Source organism: Sphingobium sp. LB126 (assembly GCF_002795205.1).
GTDB lineage: Bacteria > Pseudomonadota > Alphaproteobacteria > Sphingomonadales > Sphingomonadaceae > Sphingobium > Sphingobium chungbukense.
Window position 1 is genome coordinate 1093863 of the sequence record NZ_NETV01000001.1, and the last position, 17552, is coordinate 1111414.

The following is a 17552-nucleotide window of genomic DNA, read 5'->3' on the forward strand; positions in this document are numbered from 1 at the left end:
CACCTCTCCCGTTCAGGCCTTCGCGTCGAGCAACACCTCAAAGCCGCCATAGATCAGCCGCGCGCCGGAAAAGGGCATGTCTTCCCCTTCCTTCGGCTGCATCCGGGGATCGGCCATCACCTTCTCCGCGCCCGCATCGCGCGTCGCCTTGTCCGGCCATTCGATCCAGGAAAAGACGACGTCCTCATCCTCCTCCGCAATGACCGCGGTGCGGAAGTCGTTGACCTTGCCGGGCTTGATGTCGTTCGCCCAGCATTCCACGATCCGCAGCGCACCATATTCGATGAAGATCGGCGCGGCAAAGGCCGCGATTTCCCTATATTTCTCCTTGTTGCCCTTGGGCACCGGGATCACGAAACCGTCCATATAGCTCATGGCATCTCTCCTCTGCGCCCGCATTACGATCAGGCGGTGGCTTCCTTGTTCGCCGCCAGCGCCGCTTCGAGGTCCATCCATGTCACTTCCCAGATATGGCCGTCCAGATCGGCAAAGCTGCGGCCGTACATGAAGCCATGGTCCTGTTGCGGATTGGGTTCCGTCCCGCCCGCCGCCAGCGCCTTTCCGGTCGTGACATCGACCTGCTCGCGATTCACCTCGCTCAACGCCAGCAGCACCTGCGCGGTTTCATGCGCGTCGGGAATCCTGCGCGGCGTGAAACTGGTGAACCGCTCATGCGTCAGCAACATGACATGGATGCTGTCGGAAAAGCTCAGCATCTGGGCACTGTCGTCCGCAAAATCCTTGTTCGCGACCGCACCCACTGCCTCGTAAAAGGCGATCGAGGCGGACAGGTCCTTCACCGGCAGGTTCACGAAAATCATCTTCGGAGCGGAGGCATTCGACATCACACATCTCCTCTGGATTGTCTGGTCGCGATTCTCTTGCACGACTCATCGGCTTGAAACTTATGGACTGGTGGATTATTTTTAACAACATTTAAGTTATAAAAGATAACTAGAGGCGCAGGCAGGTGAAAAAAAGAGTATATCAGGACGGCTGCGCGACGGCCCATGCGCTGGATCTCGTCGGGGATCGCTGGGCCATGCCGATCATGCGGGAATTGATGCTGGGGCCCAAGCGTTTCACCGATCTGCGCGCCAGCCTGCCCGGAATCAGCGCCAATGTGCTGACACAAAGGCTGGAGGAGCTGGAGGCTGCCAGCATCCTCATCCGCCGCCGCCTGCCCCCCCGGCCGCCAGCCAGATCTACGAACTGACGGAATGGGGTCGCGAGTCGGAGATATTGTTCAAGGTGCTGGGCCGCTGGGCCTGCCGCTCGCCCACGATGCGGCCGGGCATGCCGATGAGCATCGTGTCGGTGATCCTGTCGATGCGTACGATGATCGACCACAGCCGCATCGGCGACATGGACGCCACCATCGGCCTGCGCTTCGGGGAGGAGGAGTTCCGCCTCGTCCTGAAGGACGGCGACTTCACTGCGGACCGCGGCCGGGCAACGGGTGCCGACGTGATATTTTCCGGCGACCAGAATGCATTCGCGGCCGTCGTTTATGGCGGCGTGCCGTTCGAGGATGTCGCGGGTGCGCTGGAGGTGGAGGGGAACAGGAGGCTGGCAGGGCGATTCGTCCGCCTCTTCCCCCTGCCTCCGAAGGCGCCTTCGACCGTCATGCCAGCTTCATGAGCACCAGTCCGCCCAGGATCATCATCGCGGCCAGCAGGCGCATGGCCGTCGCCGCCTCCCCGAGGAAAGCGATCCCGACCAGAAACGCGCCGACCGCGCCGATCCCGGTCCAGATCGTATAGGCGGTGCCGAGCGGCAGGCTTTTCATCGACAGGGACAGCAGGGCGAAACTGCCGATCATCGCGCCCAACGTCACCACGGTCGGCATCAGCCGCGAAAAGCCCTGCGACTGCTTCATCGCAAAAGCCCAGACGATTTCGAGCAGACCGGCAATGATGAGATAGACCCAGGCCATGGGACGGCCCTCCTTTGCAAGAGAGCCGGGCCGTCCCGGACTTGTATCCGCCATGCGGAGGAGGACGTGGCCTCGCTTGCAAGATGGGGTAGAGGGTTGGTTTCGCCTTCGCAAGCGAAGGACGGCGCAAATCCTCCCCATCGCTCGACAGGGAGGATCTAATCCCCGCTCAATGCGCCTCGTTCAACATCCCGAGCACCTGCGGGAACGCCCCGCGTTGCTCCGCTTCGCGCAGGAACTTCACCCGCTCGACGCAGATTTCCTCCAGCGCCGGTTCCTGCCGCAGCAGCCCCATGACCTCGGCAATATACTCGTCCAACGGCATCATCTGCGGATTGTCGGTTTGGCCGGGCATCAGGTCGGTCTGCACACCCGGAGGAGCCAGTTCGATCACCTCGACATGGGTGTCCTTGAGCTGATGCCGCATCGACAGCGACCAGTTGTGAAGCGCCGCCTTTTGCGGTGTCTGGGTCTGAGCGGAGCGCAATCTCGAGGCGGTGGAGGAATCGCGCCACCGCTTCGATACGCGCGGCAACACATGACGGCGCGCTATTTTACCGGAACAAATGTCTCGCGCATCGGCGTCAACGGAAAGGTCGGCACCTCGACCCGCACCGGCGCGCCCGGCATCATGGCCGACGGAGGCGTCATCGGAGCGCCATTGGGCGTAAAGCCCGGCGTCACTTCCCTGGGCGCCATGGGCGGCGGCGGCAGGGGCGTGGGCGACACCACCACGGTCACCGTCCCGCCGAAGCGCGATTGCCACTCCGCCAGGCGCCGCAGATAATCGGCATAGGCCTGGTAGAAATCCTGGAACGGCTTCTCCAGCGCGGTCAGCGCTTCGGGGGCATAGGCCAGCAACTGGCTGGAAGGCATGGCCAGGATTTTCGTGCCAACCTCGATCGCCACGGGACAGAAGCTTTTGGTGACCGGCGGCAGGGCGAAGAAATTATAGACGACGGTGTTCAGCAACTCCCGCGCCTTGAGGCCGCCGGTGCCGTACGCAGCCAGATAATTGCGGTCGACCGCCGCGTTGGCCTCCCGCAACGCCGCCTCATGCACATGCAATATCTGGTTATACTGAATGCGTGCGGGTTCATGGACGCCATGGCACGAAAGTGCCGCCACATTCAGCGCCATCCGCACATGCCACAGCGCGGTATTGGCGGTCACACCGCGATTGGGCGTCAGATATTCGCCGTCATCGCCGACTTCGGGGATGCTCATTTCCTCCACCGCGCCCATTGGCGGCAAAGGCTTGATCGTCGGCACGACCGGCGGCGGCGGCGTGGGCGGCGCTTTCTTCGCGGGCGTCGAACACCCTGCGATCAACGCCAGCACTGCTATCGATGCGATTCTGTAATTGCGACGAACGCCGGTACGCGACGGCACCCTCAAATCCTTTGTTCATGATCCGGACAGAGCAAACTCATGGCAAAGCCATGCGTTCCTGACGACTAAGCCACCGCTCGATCCGTCCGGCGAAGGATTCGCTTCGTCGCGTTCAGCCGCGCCGTTCCAGCGCCACGGCGGCTTCGTCCATCAACTGGGCGATGATGTCTGCCACCGGTTCCTCCTTCGACACCATGCCGACCGACTGGCCGGCCATCAGCGAACCGCCTTCGACATCGCCGTCGATCACCGCGCGGCGCAGCGCGCCCGCCCAATAATGTTCGATCTGGAGCTGCGCCTCGCCCATGTCGACCGCGCCGCTGTCGAGCAGATTGGCGACCTCGCGCTGCTTGGCGGTGAAGGCTTCGGTTCCGGCATTCTTGAGCGCACGCACGGGGATGACCGGCAGACGCGGGTCGATCTGCACGCTGGCGATCGCGTCGCGGGCCGAAGCGCGAAAAAAGCTCTTCTTGAAATTGGGATGGGCGATGCTCTCGGTCGCGCAGGCGAAGCGGGTGCCCAACTGCACGCCTGCCGCGCCCATTTCCAGATAGGCCGCGATCGCCTCGCCGCGCCCGATCCCGCCCGCGACGAACACCGGCACCTGCGATGCCATTTCGGGCAGGATTTCCTGCGCCAGCACGCTGGTCGCCACGGGACCGATATGGCCGCCCGCCTCCATGCCCTCGACCACCAGCGCGTCCACGCCCGAGCGCACCAGCTTCTTCGCCAGCGCCAGGGCCGGAGCGAAGCAGATCAGCTTCGCGCCCCCCCTCCAACCCGAGGCGCCTTGATCGCCTCTATGCTGCCCTTGGGCGGCAGGCCACCAGCGAGCACGACATGGCCGACCTCATGCCTGGCGCACACATCGATCAGATCGAACAATTGCGGGTGCATGGTGATCAGATTGACGCCGAAGGGCTTGGACGTCAGCGCCTTCGTCGCCGCGATCTCCCGGTCGAGCAGTTCCGGCGTCATGGCGCCGCAGGCGATCACGCCGAAGCCGCCCGCATTGGAGATCGCCGCCACCAGGTTACGTTCCGAAACCCAGCTCATCGCGCCGCACATGATCGCGACCTCGCAGCCGAGAAATTCGGTGCCGCGAGCCATCAGGGAAGCGAGTTTGGCGTTCGTCATAGTCCGTTCCATCGAATCAAAAGCCCCTCCCGCGCAGGGAGGGGGCATTGACGGGCAATCCGAAAGACCACCCTTCCGTCATTATCTTCCCTGACCGGGAGAAAGCCGGCGGTCAAGCCACCGGCGCGTCGAGGCCATAGGCCGTGTGCAGGACACGCACCGCCAGTTCGGTTTCATCCTCGTCGATCAGGACACTGACCTTGATCTCGCTGGTCGAGATGGCGAGGATGTTGATCCCGCGATCGGCCAGCGCCTTGAACATGGCCGATGCCACGCCCGCATGACTCTTCATGCCGACGCCGACGACCGACACCTTCGCGACCTTCGTATCCGGGATCACGCGGTTGAAGCCGATGACGTCCTTCTGACTTTCCAGCACGTCCAGCGCGCGGGCGAGGTCCGCGCCCGGCACGGTGAAGGTGACGTCCGTCTCGCCCTTGTCGCGGCCGACATTCTGGATGATCATGTCGACATTGATCGCGGCATCGGCCAGCGGCCCGAAGATGTGCGCCACGGCACCCGGACGATCCGGCACGCGGGTCAGGGTGATCTTCGCCTCATTCTTGTCATGGGCGATGCCGGTGATGAGCTGACGTTCCATCTTGTCTTCCTTGAGCTTGGCTTCCAGTTCCTCTTCGCTGACGATCAGCGTGCCGGGGAGGTCGTCCTGGGTGGGATCATCGAAGGAGGAAAGCACCTGCACGACCACGCCTTCCTTCATGGCGAGGCCGACCGAGCGGGTCTGGAGCACCTTGGCCCCGACCGAGGCCAGTTCCAGCATTTCCTCATAGGTGACGAGGTCGAGTTTGCGCGCCCGCGCCACGATGCGGGGGTCGGTGGTGTAGACGCCGTCGACGTCGGTGTAGATGTCGCAGCGATCGGCCTTCAGCGCCGCCGCCACGGCCACCGCCGACGTATCCGAGCCGCCACGGCCCAGCGTCGAGATGCGGCCATCCTCCATCATGCCCTGGAAGCCGGGAATGACCGCGACCGTGCCCGATCGCATGGAGGCGAGCAGGTCGATCGTATCGATCTCCCCGATGCGCGCCTTGGCATGGGCTTCGTTGGTGCGGATAGGGAGCTGCCAGCCGAGCCAACTGCGCGCATCGACGCCCATCGCCTTCAGCGTCATGGCGAGCAGACCGCTCGTCACCTGCTCACCGCTGGCGACGACCACATCATATTCCGCCGGATCGTAGAGCGCGGAGGCTTCCTTGCAGAAACCGACCAGCCGGTCCGTCTCGCCCGCCATGGCGGACACGACGACGGCGACTTCATGGCCCTGCTCGACGACATGTTTGACGCGCGCGGCCACGTTGCGAATTCGCTCCATCCCCGCCATGGAGGTGCCGCCGAATTTCATCACGATGCGCGCCATTTGCTTGTCGAGCCTGCCTGGTTGTAAGAAAGAAAATGTCCCGTAGGTACGAAAACGGCGCCTCTCTTAGCAGCGGAATTGAATATGGCAAGCAAACCCACCACCATCGACCCCCGTGAGGCCGCGCATTTCGGGACGATGGCGGCCGACTGGTGGGACCCGCGTGGATCGAGCGCGATGCTGCACAAGCTGAACCCGGTCCGGCTGCACTATATCCGCAACGCCATCGATCATCATTGGCCTCAGGGAAATGGCGGATTCCGGCCGCTGGAGGGCAAGCGGGCCATCGATGTCGGCTGTGGCGCGGGGCTGCTGGCCGAGCCGCTGGCGCGCTTGGGCGCGACCGTCACGGCGCTGGACGCCGCGGAGGAAAATATCGCCGTCGCCCGCGCCCATGCACAGGGCCAGGGTCTTGCCATCGACTATCGCGCAACGCCGGTTGAAGCGCTGGAGGCGGAGGGATTCGATCTCGTCACCTCAATGGAAGTGATCGAGCATGTCGCCGACCCCGCCGCCTTCGTCGCCGCACTGGCGGGCAAGCTGGCACGGGACGGGCTGCTGGTCATGTCGACGCCGAACCGCACGCCGCTGTCGCGCCTGGCCATGATCACCATCGGCGAAAGCATCGGCGGCATCCCCAAGGGCACGCATGACTGGCACAAATTCCTCAATCCGGAGGAACTCGCCGGCCTGCTGGAGGGAGCCGGGTTGGAAGTCACCGACGTCACCGGTCTCAGCTTCGATCCACGCTACGGCTTCGCCCTTTCGGCGAACAAGGCGATCAATTATCTGCTGACCGCCCGGCACCCGCGGGGCTGAGCCGCCACTGCGACCAAGCCGAGGGCGATGCCTGCATCGGACCTAAGGACATTCAGGCGGTGCCACGCTCCCCAACGGCGCGGTTCCCTTTCCGCCGGTCTCAGCTTACCGGCTTGGCCGACGCCATGACAGCCGGCTGTGCCTCAACCTTGCCGTCCGCAGGCGCATCCGCTGTCGCGGCAGGCTGCGTCTTGAGCGATGCCGCCGCCGTATGAAGCGCCGCCGCCGCCGCTTCGAGCGCCGCTGCCGCCGATTCCGGCGTCACTTGCTGAGGAACAGCAGGTGCGGCCGCAGCTGCGACAGCCGGGGCCGCGGGCGGATCGCTCGCCACCACCGTTTCCTTCGCCACGACCGGCGCACTCGCCGTTATCGCGCAGACATCGCCGACCCCGGCGGGTTTTTCCGAAAAATTCCGCGCGAGCACGGCGAATTCACTGTCATTGGCGTTGGTCGCCAATCCCAGCAGCGTATCCGCCATCTGGCAGAAACTCGCCGACTGCATATCGCCATGACTATTGGCCAGCCTCGTCAGAAAGTCATTATACGCGTCCTGCCCACCGGAAATCCCATTTTCCCGCATGAAACGCAGCTTCAACGCGTTATTATATTTATCGAGACCTCCCGATTTTGCATAAAATTGATCATATTTCGTTTGTATCTCGCTGTTGGTCGCCCGGCATTTCAGTGCACCGAGCATCAGCATGATTTGTAGATCTCGGACGCGTGCCGCCTCTACTTCATAAGGCTGCCAACATTGCGACTCCCCTGCCGCGGCAACCCCGCCGAAAAAGAGCGCGCCAAAACAGCAGGCGGCTCCCACCGCCATCCGCAATCTAGACATGATGGACCTCGCAGACTCACCCAGACCCCGCAAAGGAAATATTAACATTTTGCCATGAAATTGCCATGTTTATTCACTTGACAGTTGCAAAAAAGACGCAGCCGAAACGACTGCAAAAACTCCCCGCCTTTCTCTTCACTTACCGGGGAGCCACCCCTTCTCTCGCCACAGCGCCGAGGCGGAAAATTGTGCCGGAATGGGAAATCGCGGAATCTACAGCTTGCTTGCCCTATTCCCCCACGGCTTCCGCTCTGGCGATAAGCGCCTTGGCTTCCGCGACATGCATGCCTTCGACCATGCGCCCCTCGAAGCGCTCCGCGCCGCCCGTCACCGCCTCGATCAACCGGCGCGCATCCGCCACGGCCTGCGGGTCGGGGCCGAACACCTGATTGGCGACCGGCACCTGGCTGGGGTGGATCAGCGTCTTGCCGTCGAAGCCCAGCCCATGGCCAGCAGCGCATTCGGCCTCGAACCCAGCCTCGTCATCCAGCCGGTTGAACACACCGTCGAACACCGCGATCCCCGCCGCCCGCGCCGCGAGGATGACCGATTGCAGGGACAGCGCCAGCCCCTCGCGCCCGACCGACGGCGGGATGCCCAGATCCTGCCGTAGGTCATTATTCCCCATGAACAGCGCGGCGCAGCCTTCCACCGCCGCGATCGCGGGCGCCGCCATCACGCCCGCCGCGCTTTCGATCATCGCGATCACCGGTTTCTGGCAGACGCTGAACACATCCTTCACCTGTTTGGGATTTTCGGCCTTGGGCAACACCACATAATCAGCGGCAGACCCCTTTACCGCCACCATTTCCCGCCCATGCCAGGGCGTGCCCTCGATATTGATGCGCACCGCGACCAGACGTCCGCCGAACCCTTCCGCCACGGCATCGACCGCATGGGCCAGCGCCTCGTCCTTGCGGTCGTCAGGCACCGCGTCCTCGAGGTCGAGGATCACCAGGTCGCACGGCAGGGTCCGCGCCTTGGCGATGGCGCGGGCGTTCGATGCAGGCAGGAACAGCAAGGATCGGGCATGGCGCAACAACATGATGAAACTCCTATCGCTTTGCCTTTTCCCATTCATGATTTCACGTCATAGTCCAAGCGGATTCCGGGGGAGTACAGCCATGCTGACGACATTCGCGCTGACGGTGACATTTCTGGTGCTCTTCTATCTGGCGGTGAGCGTCAAGGTGGTGCGCCAGGGCTATCAATATACCATTGAACGGTTCGGCCGCTTCACGGAAGTCGCGCGCCCCGGCCTCAATTTCTATCCCGCCTTCTTCTATGCGGTGGGGCGGAAGATCAACATGATGGAGCAGGTGGTCGACATTCCGGGGCAGGAGATCATCACCAAGGACAATGCCATGGTCTCGGTCGACGGCGTCGTGTTCTTCCAAGTGCTGGACGCGGCCAAGGCGGCCTATGAAGTGTCGGAACTTTATGTCGCGATCATGCAGCTCGCCACCACCAACCTGCGCACGGTGATGGGGTCGATGGACCTCGACGAAACCCTATCCAAGCGCGACGAGATCAATGCGCGGCTGCTTTCGGTGGTCGATCATGCCACCAATGCCTGGGGCATCAAGATCACCCGCGTCGAACTCAAGGACATCCGCCCGCCCGCCGATATCGTCAACGCCATGGGCCGCCAGATGAAGGCCGAGCGCGAAAAGCGCGCCCTCATCCTGGAATCGGAAGGCCTGCGCGCATCGGAAATCCTGAAGGCGGAGGGACAGAAGCAGAGCCAGATCCTGGAAGCGGAAGGCCGCCGCGAAGCCGCCTTCCGCGACGCCGAAGCCCGCGAGCGCGAGGCGGAGGCCGAAGCCAAGGCGACGCAGATGGTCTCCGAAGCCATCGCATCCGGCAATGCGCAGGCGATCAACTATTTCGTCGCGCAGAAATATGTCGAGGCGGTCAGCCAGTTCGCCACCTCCCCCAATGCCAAGACCATTCTCTTCCCGGTCGAGGCGACCCAGTTGATCGGCACGCTGGGCGGCATCGGCGCGTTGGCGAAGGACGCACTGGGCGGCGAGACACCGCCCCCTGTCCCGCCCCGGCGCGCTCCCTTCGGACAGGGGCAAGGCTGATGGAATGGCTCAGCCTGCTGGACGACCATTGGGGTTGGCTGGTCTTCGCCGCGCTATTGGGCGTGGGGGAAGTGCTGCTGCCCGGCGTATTCCTCATCTGGGTGGCGCTGGCGGCGGCCGTGACGGGGCTGGTCGCGTTAATTCTTCCTGTTCCGCTGCCGGTGCAATTGCTGTTGTTCTCTGCGCTGTGCCTGGTTTCGGTCTGGGGCGGGCGACGCTGGTACAGCAGCAATCCGGTGGATTCGCAGGATCCGCTGCTCAACGACCGCACGGCGCGGCTTGTGGGCGAGATCGTCACTGTGGTCGAACCGATCGACAATGGCCGCGGACGGGTGAAGGTGGGAGACGGCGTCTGGTCCTGCCGTGGACCCGACGCGCCGGCAGGCACCAGAGTCCGGGTGATCGGCGCGGAAGCTTCGGTGCTGAAAGTGGAACTGGCCTGAGGGTGGTTTCGCATCCTTTCCCGTTCGTCAACCCCGACCGATCCGGTATCCCGCTTCCTATCATGGACGAAGCCAAGCGGCCTGTCCCCCAACTGGCCGAAGGGCTCCGCGGCGACGATCGTTGCATGATCGGGGGATAACCCGCTATCCCTTTCCCATGCCTCAGAATCATCTCTACCTCGTCGACGGCAGCGGCTACATCTTCCGCGCCTATCACCAGCTTCCGCCGCTCACCAACAAGCATGGCCAGCCCGTCGGCGCGGTCTATGGCTACACCACCATGCTCTGGAAGCTGGCGGACGAGTTGGGCAAGGCCGAGGGTCCGACCCATCTCGCGGTGGTGCTGGACAAGGGCAGCCACACCTTCCGCAACGACATGTACGACCAGTATAAGGCGAACCGCCCGCCCGCGCCGGAAGACCTGGTCCCGCAATTCCCGATGATCCGCGACGCCACCCGCGCCTTCTCCCTCCCCTGCATCGAGGAAGCGGGTTTCGAGGCCGACGACATCATCGCCAGCTATACGAAAGCCGCCGTTGCGGCGGGCTGGCACGTCACCATCGTCAGCTCCGACAAGGATTTGATGCAGCTCATCCAGCCCGGCGTCGACATGTATGACACGATGAAGAATGAGCGGCGCGGCGCCGACTATGTCATGACCAAGTTCGGCGTGCAGCCCGAACAATTGGGCGACGTGCTGGCGCTGATGGGCGACAGCGTCGACAATGTGCCCGGCATCCCCGGCATCGGCCCCAAGACCGCCGCCAAGCTCATCACCGAATATGGCAGCCTGGAAGCCGCGCTCGAAGCCGCGCCTTCAATGAAAAAGTCGAAGATGCAGGAAAATCTCATCGCCCATGCCGACATGGCGCGGCTGTCGCGCCGCCTCGTCGCGCTGCACGATGCGATGGACCTGCCCGAACCGCTGGACGACCTGACGCTAAAGGGCATCCCGCTCGAACCATTGCAGGCCTTCCTCGAACATCATGGCTTCAAGTCGCTGCTCGCCCGTGCGGGCGCGCCCGCTGCCGCTGTGGCCGTGGCAACCGCAGCAGCCGCCGTCACGCAAGCGACGCCCCCCGCCGCCCCGGTCCATGAGGAAGAGCCGCCGATCGACCGCAGCCTCTACGAAACGGTCGTTACCGAGGAAGCGCTCGACCGCTGGATCGCCGCCGCTCATGCTGAAGGTCTGGTCGCCGTCGACACCGAAACCGATATGCTGGACTGCGTCTCCTGCGCGCTGGTCGGCGTCAGCCTCGCCGTCGGCCCCAACGCCGCCTGCTACATCCCCGTCGGCCATGGCGGAAGGGACATGTTCGCGGAAAAACCCGACCAGCTCCCCCTCACCCTCGTCCTTGCCAAGTTGAAGCCCCTGCTCGAAGACGACAGCGTCCTCAAGATCGGCCAGAATCTCAAATATGACATGACGGTCCTGCGCCGCCATGGGATCGAGATCACGCCCTATGACGACACCATCGTCATGAGCTTCGACCTCGACGCAGGCCAGAGCCTCGCCGGCCACGGCATGGACGAGGCGGCACGGGTCCACCTCAATCATACATGTATCAGCTTCAAGGATGTGTGCGGCACCGGCAAGAGCCAGATCAGCTTCGCGGAAGTCCCGCTCGACAAGGCGACCGAATATGCCGCCGAGGACGCGGACGTCACGCTGCGCCTGTGGAAGCTGTTCAAGACCCGCGTCGCCCATGAAGGCGCGACCCGCGTCTATGAACTGGTCGACCGCCCGCTGGTCTCCGTGATCGCGAAGATGGAGCATGAAGGCATCAAGGTCGACCGCGAAGCCCTGTCCCGCCTGTCCGCCGAGTTCACCGCCGGCATCGCCGCGCTGGAAACGGAAATCCATGGCTTGGCGGGCCAGCCCTTCGCCATCGGCTCGACCCAGCAGCTTGGCGCGATCCTGTTCGAGAAAATGGGATATAAAGGCGGCAAGAAGGGCAAGTCCGGCGCCTATTCCACCGATGTCACCATCCTCGAGCAGTTGAAGGCCCAGGGCGCGGAAATCGCTGGAAAAATCCTCGACTGGCGCCAGCTTTCGAAGCTCAAATCCACCTATACCGACGCGCTCCAGGCCCAGATCAACAGGGACACCAGCCGCGTCCACACCAGCTACAGCCTGTCGGGCGCCCAGACCGGCCGCCTGTCCTCGACCGACCCCAATCTCCAGAACATCCCGATCCGCACCGAAGTCGGCCGCCAGATCCGTCACGCCTTCGTGGCCGAGCCGGGCAATGTCATCCTGGCGGCGGACTATAGCCAGATCGAACTGCGCCTCGCCGCCCATATGGCGGACGTGCCCGCGCTCAAGGAAGCCTTCGCCAATGGGGAGGACATCCACGCCGCCACGGCCCAGCAATTGTTCGGAGAGGTCAACCGCGACACGCGCGGCCGGGCCAAGACGATCAACTTCGCGATCCTTTACGGCATTAGCCGCTGGGGTCTCGCGGGACGGCTGGAGATCAGCGCCGACGAAGCGCAGGACATGATCAGCCGCTATTATGAGCGCTTCCCCGGCATCAGCCTCTACATCACCGATACCATCGAAAAGGCGCGGGAGCGCGGCTACACCGAAACCCTTTTCGGCCGCAAAACCTGGTTCCCACGGATCAAGGCGTCCGTCCAGCATGAACGCCAGGGCGCCGAACGCGCCGCGATCAACGCCCCGATCCAGGGCACCAGCGCCGACATCATCAAACGTGCCATGGCCCGCATGGGACCGGCGCTGGCGGCGGAAGGGCTGCATGACGTCAAGATGCTGCTGCAAGTGCATGACGAGCTGGTGTTCGAACTACCGGAGGGCGATGTGGAGCAGGCCAGTGCCATCATCCGCCGCGTCATGGAAGGCGCCGCCGAACCGATCGTGAAACTCAGCGTGCCGCTAGGCGTAGAAATCGGCCATGGTCCAAGCTGGGGCGCGGCGCACTAAAAATTCTTCCTGGCCCCGTCATCCCAGCGAAAGCTGGGGTGACGGATGAACGTTCACTTCCGCGCATACCTATCTTCATAACGGACGATATCATCCTCACCCAGATAGGTTCCGGTCTGCACCTCGATGAACACAACGGGAATCTTCCCCGGATTCTCGACCCGATGCTTCGCTCCGGCGGGTACATAAAGCGATTGGTTCTCGGTCAGCAGCGTCACATCGCCGTCCACCGTGACCTTGGCCGTCCCCTCGACGACGATCCAATGTTCCGACCGATGGAAGTGACTCTGTAAGCTCAGCGACTGGCCCGGCTGCACGGTAATCCGCTTCACCTGGAAACGCTCCCCCGCAAGCAGCCCTTCCACCCAGCCCCAGGGCCGGTGGTCCTTGGGAAAGCTCTCCGCCTGCACAGCGCCCTTGGCCTTCAGCGCCTCGACCGCCAGCTTCACATCCTGGGCCCGGCTCTTGTCCGCAATCAGCACCGCATCGTTCATCGCCACGGCAATGATGTTGCTGAGCCCGATGCCGACCAGTTCCATGCCCTCGCTGTCCGACCGCAGCAATGTGTCGCTGCAATCGATCGCCGTCGCTCCGCCGCTCACCGTGACGCCGTCCCCGTCCGGCCCGGCATGGCTCCACACCGCATCCCAGCCGCCCAGGTCCGACCAGCCGGAATCATAGGGCACGACCGACAGATTGCCTGCCCGCTCCATGATCGCATAATCGATGGAAATGTCCGGCGCCCGCCCCCAGGATTCCGGAGCCAGGCGCAGGAAACCAAGGTCGCCCTCCGCCTGCTCAACCGCAGGCACCACCGCCGCAAGGACATCGGGGGCATGCGCCTCGAACGCCGCGACCAGATCCTTCGCCGCGAACAGGAAAATCCCCGCATTCCAGAGATGATCGCCACGGGCCAGCATCTCGCCCGCCCGCTCGGCATTGGGCTTTTCGACAAAGCGGGCCAGCTTGATCGGCTCGCCCGACCCATCGGGCTTGGCGACGACCTGCAAATAGCCATAACCGGTCTCCGGTCGCGTCGGCGCAATCCCGAAGGTCACCAGATCGCCGGCACGAGCAGCGCCGAGGCCCCGGCTCACCGCCGCGCGGAAAGCATCGGCATCGGGAACCACCTGATCCGAAGGCGCCACCAGCATCACCGCTTCGGGGTCATGCGCGATCAGATGCAGTGCCGCCGCCAAAATGGCGGGCGCGGTATTGCGCACCGAAGGCTCGATCATGATCGCCTCAGCGTCGACGCCTTCCTGCGCGAGCTGCTCGGCCACGATGAAGCGGAAGGTCGCATTGGTCAGCACCACCGGACGAGCGAACGCATAGCCTTCACCCTCGCCCGACAAGCGCCGCACCACCGAACGGAACAGCGTATCTTCGCCCAGCAGGGGCACGAACTGCTTGGGATAGGATTTGCGCGACAAGGGCCACAGCCGCGTCCCCGATCCCCCTGCCAAAATAACCGGCGTAACCTTTGCGTTCAGATCCGACATGCAACCCACTTGTTCAAAACGGCAAAACGATCCCGCGGGACCATGATTTCCCTCCATATCGCCATTCCGTGAAAGCGCCTATGACGACAGCACAAAAAAAGCGGCCCGCAAATGGGCCGCTTTCCGTCAATCGAACAGCTCTTCGAGAAAGCTCTTCTTCCGCTTCTTCCGATCATATCGCCCATCGTCGCGATCCGGCCGGTAGCTGGGCTGCGGAGAGGGCGCCCCGCCCGCCGACCGCTCGATGATCTTGTCGAGTTCGCCACGATCGAGCCAGACCCCCCGGCATTGCGGACAATAGTCGATTTCGACCCCCTGCCGGTCCGTCATGGAGAGGCCCACATGGCAGACCGGGCAGAGCATGGCCGACACCGCAGCCTGATCCCGCATCGCTTACTCCCGCTCGCCGGTGAGGCTCAGCAGCATCTGGAACAGGTTGACGAAGTTGAGGTACAGCGACAGCGCGCCCATCACCTGCATCTTCTGCGCCACTTCATGGCCGGCGTAAGTGAAATATTCCGACTTGATGCGCTGCACGTCCCAGGCGGTGAGACCGGTGAACACCACCACGCCGATGATCGAGATCACCATCTGCATGGCGGAAGAACCCAGGAAGATGTTGATCAGGCTCGCAACGACGATGCCGATCAGACCCATCATCAGGAACGACCCGAATTTCGACAGGTCGCGCCCGGTGGTATAGCCCCACAGCGCCATGGCGAGGAACATCACGGCGGCCGAGAAGAAGGCCTGCGCGATCGACCCGCCGGTAAAGACCAGGAAGATACTGGCCAGCGACACGCCCATCACGCCCGAAAAGGCGTAGAAGGCCATGCGCGCGCCCGCGGTCGTCATCTTTTCGATGCGGAAGCTGAAGAAGAACACGAAGGCCAGCGGCGCGAAGATCGCCACCCACTTCAAGGGCGTGCCGAAGATCGCGGCGGCCAGCACCGGCGTATTGCCGATGAAAGCGGCGACCAGCCCGGTGATGACCAGGCCGATGCCCATATTGCGGAAAACGCCCAGCATGTGCGCGCGCAGCCCGGCGTCGGTCTGCGCCGTCTGGCTCGCACCATAGCCCGGCATACGAACGGGATTGTTCACGGCGTTATCACTCCATCCAAAACACTGTAACGGATCGAGTGGCCGGCGCGGTCTTCGTGAGGTCAGAGGGGGGCAAACACTCACGAACCTGCACCGAGCACACTCGATGCGGTCCGACATCACGGCTGGACATGTCACATCATCCAACCGCCAGAGGGGCCCGGCCCGCACAAGCAATATCGGTCGACCAACACGCCAATGCAAGGGATGGGGCAAGGGATCGGCGCCTCAGCAACAATTTGTTACAAATGCCAAGGCCAGTTGACGCCTCGATCCGATCGCCGCATGGCTGCGCCCATGAGCGACCAGTTCACCCCCGCCGAGCAGCATGCCGACGCGCCCCTGCGCCTGTTCAACAGCCTGACGCGCACCGTCGAACCCTTCGCGCCGATCGAGCCGAACCATGCCCGCGTCTATAGCTGTGGGCCGACGGTCTATAACTACGCCCATCTCGGCAATTTGCGCGCCTACGTCTTCACCGACACGCTCCGCCGCACGCTGTTGTGGAAGGGCCTCGACGTCACCCATATCATCAACATCACCGATGTCGGCCACCTGACCAGCGACGCCGATGCCGGCGACGACAAGATGGAGGCCGCCGCCCGCGCCCAGGCGAAGAGCATCTGGGACATAGCGGCCCATTATACCGACGCCTTCAAGCGCAACATCGCCGACCTCAACATCATCGCGCCCAGCGAATGGACGGTCGCCACCGACTATGTTCCGCAGATGATCGAATTCGCGAAGAAGATCGCGCCCGCGCATTGCTACGAACTCGATACCGGCCTCTATTTCGACAGCAGCACCGTCCCCGATTATGGCGCGCTGGCGGGCGGCCGCGACGACGCCGCCCATGCCCGCATCGATCCGGTCGCAGGCAAGCGCAACCCGTCCGACTTCGCCATCTGGCGCAAATCCCCGCCGGGCGAGCAGCGCCAGATGGAATGGGACTCCCCCTGGGGCAAGGGCGCGCCGGGCTGGCACCTGGAATGCTCGGTGATGAGCGAGGCGCGGCTTGGCCACCCGTTCGACATCCACACCGGCGGCATCGACCATCGCGAAATCCACCACCCGAACGAGATCGCCCAGAACCAGGCCTATTGCGGCTGCAACGACGCGCAGCCCGGCTTCACGGGCGCGAAATGGTGGATGCACAACAACTTCCTCGTGGACCGCCAGGGGAAAATGAGCAAGTCGAAGGGCGGCTTCACCACCCTCTTCTCGCTGATCGATGCGGGCGTGCATCCGCTGGCCTATCGCCTGCTGTGCCTGGGCGCCCATTATCGCAGCGAACTGGAGTTCAGCGCCGAGAGCGTCGGCGCAGCCCTGACGCGCCTCAAGCGCCTCGTGATGGGGGTCGAGAATCTCAAGGCCCGCGCCGAAGGCATCACCTGGCAGTCGCTCCGGCTCGACTGGCTGCGCGCCAACCTCCATCCGAAACTCGCCCCTCTGCTCGAACAATTCGACGCCGCGATCAGCGACGATCTGATGACCCCGCGCGCCCTTCCGCTGCTGGAAGAGACCATCGCGCTCAAGAAGGTGCCGGTGGATGAAAAACTCTGCCTGCTCGCGGCTTTCGATCAGGCTTTGGGCCTCGAACTGCTGACCATCGGCCGCGCCGACCTGCGCCTCCGGCCCAGGGACGCCGGGATCGCGCCGGAGGAAATCGAAGCCGAACTCGACCGCCGCCAGACCGCTCGCGCCGAAAAGAACTTCGCTCTGTCGGACGAAATCCGCGACGCGCTGATCGCGCAGGGGGTCGACGTCATGGACGGCGATCCGCTGCGCTGGGACTGGCGCCTTACCCTCACCTAGAGACGCCCCATGCTCCTGCGCAGGAGCGCGGCGATTCCTGGCAGCGGGCCTATCCTTTCGTCCGCTGGAAAACTGCCCCCATCTGAGGCAGGATGTGCGCGGGAAAGGTCGGCCCGTTTGGACAGGCCGCACCGAAACGGGCAGATTCCGCACA

At 63.6% G+C, this 17552-nt stretch carries 17 protein-coding genes and 2 pseudogenes; 7 read left to right on the plus strand and 12 right to left on the minus strand.

Translation table 11 applies throughout. The annotated features are described in order from the left end of the window. Window positions 1–12: 12 nt before the first annotated feature. Together CAF53_RS05295 and CAF53_RS05300 are read right to left on the minus strand one after the other, a co-directional pair. Entirely contained in the window at window positions 13–375 is a 363-nt protein-coding gene (locus CAF53_RS05295) for a DUF1428 domain-containing protein (RefSeq protein WP_046766192.1), read from the minus strand. 29 nt (window positions 376–404) lie between these two features. Beyond that, the gene (locus tag CAF53_RS05300) at window positions 405–845 is read right to left on the minus strand and encodes a VOC family protein (RefSeq protein ID WP_046766193.1); all 441 of its coding nucleotides are present in this window, start codon (window positions 843–845) and stop codon (window positions 405–407) included. A gap of 125 nt (window positions 846–970) precedes the next feature. Between CAF53_RS05300 and CAF53_RS27990 the strand changes: the two genes are divergently transcribed. After that, window positions 971–1216 (plus strand): helix-turn-helix domain-containing protein, encoded by a 246-nt coding sequence (locus CAF53_RS27990; protein WP_242443386.1) that lies wholly within the window; start codon window positions 971–973, stop codon window positions 1214–1216. A gap of 26 nt (window positions 1217–1242) precedes the next feature. Then, window positions 1243–1641: an alkyl sulfatase C-terminal domain-containing protein gene (locus tag CAF53_RS27995; RefSeq protein WP_242443387.1), complete on the plus strand. Its 399-nt coding sequence runs from the start codon at window positions 1243–1245 to the stop codon at window positions 1639–1641. Here CAF53_RS27995 and CAF53_RS05310 read toward each other — a convergent pair. From CAF53_RS05310 to CAF53_RS05330, 5 genes and pseudogenes are all read right to left on the minus strand, one after another. Next, on the minus strand, window positions 1625–1936 hold the full coding sequence (locus CAF53_RS05310; RefSeq protein WP_100237514.1) for a multidrug efflux SMR transporter: 312 nt from the start codon (window positions 1934–1936) through the stop codon (window positions 1625–1627). The two genes, CAF53_RS27995 and CAF53_RS05310, sit on opposite strands and share 17 nt — an antisense overlap. A gap of 169 nt (window positions 1937–2105) precedes the next feature. Beyond that, window positions 2106–2393, minus strand: a pseudogene (locus CAF53_RS05315) (oxidoreductase); the annotation flags it as partial. 92 nt (window positions 2394–2485) lie between these two features. Continuing rightward, window positions 2486–3328, minus strand: a complete 843-nt coding sequence (locus CAF53_RS05320) for a hypothetical protein (protein ID WP_100237515.1) — start codon at window positions 3326–3328, stop codon at window positions 2486–2488. A 112-nt stretch (window positions 3329–3440) separates the two neighbouring features. After that, window positions 3441–4465 (minus strand): annotated as a pseudogene (locus CAF53_RS05325) (nitronate monooxygenase). Window positions 4466–4577: 112 nt separating this feature from the next. Further along, window positions 4578–5843, minus strand: coding sequence for an aspartate kinase (locus tag CAF53_RS05330; protein ID WP_046766199.1), 1266 nt, complete (start codon window positions 5841–5843; stop codon window positions 4578–4580). Between the two features lie 84 nt (window positions 5844–5927). On the opposite strand from CAF53_RS05330, the gene ubiG reads away from it, so the two are divergent. Beyond that, the gene (gene ubiG, locus CAF53_RS05335; protein ID WP_100237516.1) at window positions 5928–6662 is read left to right on the plus strand and encodes a bifunctional 2-polyprenyl-6-hydroxyphenol methylase/3-demethylubiquinol 3-O-methyltransferase UbiG; all 735 of its coding nucleotides are present in this window, start codon (window positions 5928–5930) and stop codon (window positions 6660–6662) included. Window positions 6663–6762: 100 nt separating this feature from the next. Here the strand turns inward: ubiG and CAF53_RS05340 are convergent, their stop codons facing one another. Together CAF53_RS05340 and CAF53_RS05345 are read right to left on the minus strand one after the other, a co-directional pair. Then, window positions 6763–7257 carry a hypothetical protein gene (locus CAF53_RS05340; protein ID WP_242443389.1) on the minus strand — a complete coding sequence of 165 codons (495 nt, stop codon included), beginning with the start codon at window positions 7255–7257 and terminating at the stop codon, window positions 6763–6765. Window positions 7258–7732: 475 nt separating this feature from the next. Further along, a complete protein-coding gene (locus CAF53_RS05345) occupies window positions 7733–8548 on the minus strand; it encodes a CoA ester lyase (protein WP_046766202.1) in 816 nt (271 codons plus the stop codon). Window positions 8549–8627: 79 nt separating this feature from the next. On the opposite strand from CAF53_RS05345, the gene CAF53_RS05350 reads away from it, so the two are divergent. The 3 genes from CAF53_RS05350 to polA all read left to right on the plus strand — a co-directional run bounded on the left by CAF53_RS05350 (window position 8628) and on the right by polA (window position 12977). After that, on the plus strand, window positions 8628–9590 hold the full coding sequence (locus CAF53_RS05350; protein ID WP_100237518.1) for an SPFH domain-containing protein: 963 nt from the start codon (window positions 8628–8630) through the stop codon (window positions 9588–9590). Further along, a complete protein-coding gene (locus tag CAF53_RS05355; RefSeq protein WP_100237519.1) occupies window positions 9590–10033 on the plus strand; it encodes an NfeD family protein in 444 nt (147 codons plus the stop codon). The genes CAF53_RS05350 and CAF53_RS05355 overlap by 1 nt, the downstream gene beginning before the upstream one ends. Before the next feature lie 157 nt (window positions 10034–10190). After that, a complete protein-coding gene (polA, locus tag CAF53_RS05360) occupies window positions 10191–12977 on the plus strand; it encodes a DNA polymerase I (protein ID WP_100237520.1) in 2787 nt (928 codons plus the stop codon). A gap of 53 nt (window positions 12978–13030) precedes the next feature. On the opposite strand, the gene CAF53_RS05365 is transcribed toward polA, so the two are convergent. The 3 genes from CAF53_RS05365 to CAF53_RS05375 all read right to left on the minus strand — a co-directional run bounded on the left by CAF53_RS05365 (window position 13031) and on the right by CAF53_RS05375 (window position 15565). After that, window positions 13031–14479 (minus strand): mannose-1-phosphate guanylyltransferase/mannose-6-phosphate isomerase, encoded by a 1449-nt coding sequence (locus tag CAF53_RS05365; protein ID WP_100237521.1) that lies wholly within the window; start codon window positions 14477–14479, stop codon window positions 13031–13033. A 126-nt stretch (window positions 14480–14605) separates the two neighbouring features. Next, entirely contained in the window at window positions 14606–14869 is a 264-nt protein-coding gene (locus CAF53_RS05370) for a zf-TFIIB domain-containing protein (protein WP_100237522.1), read from the minus strand. A 3-nt stretch (window positions 14870–14872) separates the two neighbouring features. Continuing rightward, window positions 14873–15565, minus strand: a complete 693-nt coding sequence (locus tag CAF53_RS05375) for a Bax inhibitor-1/YccA family protein (protein WP_046766208.1) — start codon at window positions 15563–15565, stop codon at window positions 14873–14875. Window positions 15566–15880: 315 nt separating this feature from the next. Between CAF53_RS05375 and cysS the strand changes: the two genes are divergently transcribed. Then, window positions 15881–17398 (plus strand): cysteine--tRNA ligase, encoded by a 1518-nt coding sequence (gene cysS / locus CAF53_RS05380; protein ID WP_084733356.1) that lies wholly within the window; start codon window positions 15881–15883, stop codon window positions 17396–17398. Window positions 17399–17552 lie beyond the last annotated feature (154 nt).

What these genes read in the sequence shown, in the direction of transcription:
- CAF53_RS05330 (WP_046766199.1), bottom strand. Translation starts at nt 5,843, where the DNA reads ATGGCGCGCATCGTGATGAAATTCGGCGGCACCTCCATGGCGGGGATG.
- polA (WP_100237520.1), top strand. Translation starts at nt 10,191, where the DNA reads ATGCCTCAGAATCATCTCTACCTCGTCGACGGCAGCGGCTACATCTTC.
- CAF53_RS05355 (WP_100237519.1), top strand. Translation starts at nt 9,590, where the DNA reads ATGGAATGGCTCAGCCTGCTGGACGACCATTGGGGTTGGCTGGTCTTC.
- CAF53_RS05365 (WP_100237521.1), bottom strand. Translation starts at nt 14,479, where the DNA reads ATGTCGGATCTGAACGCAAAGGTTACGCCGGTTATTTTGGCAGGGGGA.
- CAF53_RS05300 (WP_046766193.1), bottom strand. Translation starts at nt 845, where the DNA reads ATGTCGAATGCCTCCGCTCCGAAGATGATTTTCGTGAACCTGCCGGTG.
- CAF53_RS05375 (WP_046766208.1), bottom strand. Translation starts at nt 15,565, where the DNA reads ATGCCGGGCTATGGTGCGAGCCAGACGGCGCAGACCGACGCCGGGCTG.
- CAF53_RS05350 (WP_100237518.1), top strand. Translation starts at nt 8,628, where the DNA reads ATGCTGACGACATTCGCGCTGACGGTGACATTTCTGGTGCTCTTCTAT.
- CAF53_RS05295 (WP_046766192.1), bottom strand. Translation starts at nt 375, where the DNA reads ATGAGCTATATGGACGGTTTCGTGATCCCGGTGCCCAAGGGCAACAAG.
- CAF53_RS05370 (WP_100237522.1), bottom strand. Translation starts at nt 14,869, where the DNA reads ATGCGGGATCAGGCTGCGGTGTCGGCCATGCTCTGCCCGGTCTGCCAT.
- CAF53_RS05310 (WP_100237514.1), bottom strand. Translation starts at nt 1,936, where the DNA reads ATGGCCTGGGTCTATCTCATCATTGCCGGTCTGCTCGAAATCGTCTGG.
- cysS (WP_084733356.1), top strand. Translation starts at nt 15,881, where the DNA reads ATGAGCGACCAGTTCACCCCCGCCGAGCAGCATGCCGACGCGCCCCTG.
- ubiG (WP_100237516.1), top strand. Translation starts at nt 5,928, where the DNA reads ATGGCAAGCAAACCCACCACCATCGACCCCCGTGAGGCCGCGCATTTC.
- CAF53_RS05345 (WP_046766202.1), bottom strand. Translation starts at nt 8,548, where the DNA reads ATGTTGTTGCGCCATGCCCGATCCTTGCTGTTCCTGCCTGCATCGAAC.